At 35.6% G+C, this 3,823-nt stretch carries 3 protein-coding genes and 1 pseudogene; 2 read left to right on the top strand and 2 right to left on the bottom strand.

Features of this window, described 5'->3' with window-relative positions:
- The coding region (locus tag AACZ30_RS13365) for a gluconokinase, GntK/IdnK-type (RefSeq protein ID WP_339649967.1) at positions 1-554 on the bottom strand (554 nt) is incomplete at its 3' end.
- Positions 554-1,048, bottom strand: a complete 495-nt coding sequence (locus tag AACZ30_RS13360) for a GreA/GreB family elongation factor (protein WP_339649966.1) — start codon at positions 1,046-1,048, stop codon at positions 554-556. The genes AACZ30_RS13365 and AACZ30_RS13360, both read right to left, overlap by 1 nt.
- Positions 1,049-1,184: 136 nt before the next feature.
- On the opposite strand from AACZ30_RS13360, the gene AACZ30_RS13355 reads away from it, so the two are divergent.
- Positions 1,185-2,996 carry an SLC13 family permease gene (locus AACZ30_RS13355; protein ID WP_339649964.1) on the top strand — a complete coding sequence of 604 codons (1,812 nt, stop codon included), beginning with the start codon at positions 1,185-1,187 and terminating at the stop codon, positions 2,994-2,996.
- Between the two features lie 42 nt (positions 2,997-3,038).
- Positions 3,039-3,823: pseudogene (locus AACZ30_RS13350) on the top strand (glycosyltransferase); the annotation flags it as partial.

The following is a 3,823-nucleotide window of genomic DNA, read 5'->3' as shown; positions in this document are numbered from 1 at the left end:
GAAAGTAGGTTTAAAGCCAAACTCTTTCCCATTACTCCAAGTCCAATAAGCCCAATTTCAGCTTTAGAAGCTTTTAATTTTGTCATAATTTCTTTTAAAATATTTTCTTCAGAAGTATTTACATTTACTCGTAATCCATATTGTGGTTCTTCTAGGGTTTCAAATTGTGAAGTGAGCATTTCTGGTTTAAAATAATGGCCTTTCCTGGCTTTTAACCTTTCTAAAATCACTTCAAAATCAGCCGATAGGAAAATCCACTTTAAATGTTCTTCAGGAATTGAAGTTAATTGTTGTCTATATTTTTCTTTTAAAGCCGAACAGGCCAAAACAGCGCCCCCGTCTTGTTCCCATTTTTGAATATTTTCAGCTAAAACTGCTAACCAGCCTTTTCGATCTTCATCCTGAAGCGGAATTCCATTTTTCATCTTTTCCACATTTTCTGAAGGATGAAAATCATCGGCATCATAAAAAGATAAATTCAATTCTTTAGCGAGGAGTTTTCCAATAGTAGTTTTACCAGAACCCGAAACCCCCATCACAATATATACGGCCATTAGTAAGTAATTTTTAAGATTTCCAGTTTTCGGGTTTCTTCGCCTAATTTAAAATCAATTTTATCTCCAACCTTTTTACCGGTAACCGCTTTTGCGATAGGCGCTACAAAAGCGATCTTTTGTTTTTTCACATCAGCCTCATCTACCCCAACAATTTGAAACTTTTGAATATTTCCATTTTGCTTCAATTCAATCAAAGCTCCAAAACGCACTTCATCTTCAGGTTGCTCTTTAGGATCTAAAACCCTCGCGGTGCTAATTCGCTCTCTTAATAATTTGAGATTGCCATCTATAACTGCCTGTGCCCTTCTACGTTCTGTTTCATTTTCTTTGTCGAGATTAGCACGTTCTGCTGTGAGCTTTTCCTCTTCTTCTTTTAATTCTTTTAATCCATTTGGCGTAACATAATTTGTTTCACCGGCCGGTAAAGCCGCTCTTGGCGGTATTATAGGAGCTTCTTCCTGGTCGTCTTCTTTTACAAATCCTCTGCTCATAATTTAGTTTTAAACTTCAAAATAGGAATTAATATGCTTCGGTAAAAAATTATACTGATTTATTAATTCATAAATCTTTCAGAAGAAGAATTCTACCAGGCGGTATTCCCTTATTTTTATTTTATAAATTTAAATAATGAGCCTCGAAATAGCCATATTGTTTCTTATCATCATCGTGGTAATTGTTTTCTTTGCCCTGGAAGTTTTTCCGGTAGATAAAATTGCGTTTTTTATTCTTGCAGCCTTATTGTTAACTAACCTGGTAAGTCCCGAAGAAGCTATTTCTGGCTTTTCCAGTCCGGCAACTATTACGGTACTGGCTTTAATGATTATAGCCATAGGCCTGGAAACAAACGGGGTTATAGACTGGCTGGCCAGCGGACTCAAAAATCTAAGGGTTCTTCCAATATTTTTAATGGTACCTGTCTTTATGTTTATTGCAGGGAGTATTTCGGCATTTATAAATACTACTGCTGTGGTAATTGTTTTTATAAAGATTATTACAGAATTATCTGCTAAATACGATATCCCCAATTCAAAATTGCTTCTACCAATTTCTTTCGCGGGTATTATAGGCGGGAGTTGCACGTTAATGGGTACTTCTACCAACCTTATTGTAAACGCAGTTGCTATAGACAGGGGTATTGAAAGGTTTAGTTTCTTTGAATTTACATGGTATGGAGTTATTTTTATGGTAATCACCATTGTGATAGTAAGTGCTTTAATTAAAATACTCCCCAACACCAAAAAGACTAAAATAAGTGAAGATTATAATCTTGATGAATATATTACTAAAGTAATTGTCACCGAAAACTCCAGTGTAATTGGAAAAAGTATTAGTGAAAGTTTTTTATATAATAATGAAGATATTGAAGTACTAAGGCTAAAACGAAATGGGATTATAAACGATCGCCCAGGGAAATTCACTACGCTCAAAGAAGGCGATCAACTTTTACTGCGCTGTAATCTTGCAAATCTTATAAAATTAAAAGATGCTAAGGGATTTACCGTAATTAAAGAGGAAGACAATAGGAAATTAGCCGACCCTATTACTGACTCTGAAGAACTGGAAGAAAATGTTCAGGTAGTAGAAATTTTAATGCTGCCCAACTCCCCATTAATAGGAAAAAGTATAAAAACTGTAGGTTGGTATGATCTTCACGGGGCGGTACCGCTGGCGATTAGAAAACGAAGAAATTTTAGAAATCCCAGGCGTAGAATTTTTAATCGGGGGAAAGACGAAATTGAATTAAGGGTTGGAGACCGCTTACTGGTTGAAGTTAGCGAAAGCGCCCTGGATGAACTTCAAAAGATTGAAAATGTAACGATTTTGCAGCAACACAAGAATATTGAAGTTACCACCAAAACTAAAAAATATATTTCGCTTTCAATTCTATTAGTGGTTATTGCGCTCTCTGCATTTTCTATTTTTCCCATTTTAAAAAGTGCACTTATTGGCTGTTTTTTAATGATTTTCACGAAATGTATAGACCTGGGGAAAATTTATTCCCAGGTAAACTGGCAAATTATTTTCCTGTTAGCGGGGATGATTCCTTTAGGCGTAGCAATGAACAATACCGGCGCCGATCAATGGATTTCTGACCAATTATTGCTAATTTTTGAAAACCAAACAGATATTATTGTAATTGGGATTTTATTCCTGGTAACGATGGTTTTAAGCGGATTTATCTCTAATAATGCTACGGCAATAATTATAACTCCCATCGCCATAAGTATTGCCGCAAGTATGCAAATGGATCCAAAACCTTTTATTTTATCGGTGCTATTTGCTTCTAATTTTAGTTTTTTTACACCTGTAGGATACCAAACCAATACCATAATTTATGGGATGGGAATTTACCGTTTTAGGCACTTTTTCATCATTGGCGGCATCGTTTCCCTGGTACTTTGGGTTACTGCTTCCCTCCTGCTATCTGCTAGTTTATAATTAGGAATCTGGTCTAAATTCCGGTATTTTTGAAAAAAAATTATGCCCAATTTACTTGTAATTGGTTGTGTTTGGCCCGAACCTAATTCTTCTGCCGCCGGTAGCCGAATGCTACAATTATTAGATTTTTTTCTTGCTGAAAATTACGAAATCACCTTTGTGACTACCGCAGCTCGCAGCGAATTTGCTGTAGATTTAGAAGAGATGAATATCGCTTCTGAAGTGATACGAATGAACCATCCTTCTTTTGATGATTTACTGAAAAGAATCCAACCAAATCTGGTACTTTTTGATAGGTTTATGACTGAGGAGCAATTTGGATGGAGAGTAGATAAAACCTGCCCAAACGCGATAAAAATCTTAGATACTGAAGATCTTCATTTTTTAAGAAAAACCCGGATTGAAGCTTATAAAAAGAATATTTCTGCTGAAAGTCTTTATTTTGATGTCGATATCACGAAAAGGGAAATTGCAAGTATTTACCGCTGTGACCTAAGCCTGATAATTTCAGAAGTTGAAATGGAATTGCTTCAAAATGAATTCAATATCCCTAAAACTATTCTGCATTACCTTCCTTTTCTCCTGGAATCAATTTCCGAAGAAAATAAAGCGGAATTGCCCAGCTTCAGTAAAAGACAAAATTTTATAAGTATTGGCAATTTTCTTCATGAGCCTAACTGGAATGCGGTTTTATATTTAAAAGAAGAAATCTGGCCGTTGATTAAACAACAACTTCCAGCTTCCAAACTGGAGATTTATGGTGCTTATCCTTCCCAAAAGGTATGGAATCTGCACAACGAAAAAGAAGGTTTTCTTGTAAAGGGCCG

The sequence above is a fragment of the uncultured Salegentibacter sp. genome (genome assembly GCF_963972535.1).
Lineage (GTDB): Bacteria > Bacteroidota > Bacteroidia > Flavobacteriales > Flavobacteriaceae > Salegentibacter.
The sequence above is the reverse complement of the archived record's forward strand: the minus strand, read 5'-3'. Positions and strand labels throughout refer to the sequence as shown.

Coding starts and splice junctions, on each gene's coding strand:
- AACZ30_RS13360 (WP_339649966.1), bottom strand. CDS start 1,048: ATGAGCAGAGGATTTGTAAAAGAAGACGACCAGGAAGAAGCTCCTATA.
- AACZ30_RS13355 (WP_339649964.1), top strand. CDS start 1,185: ATGAGCCTCGAAATAGCCATATTGTTTCTTATCATCATCGTGGTAATT.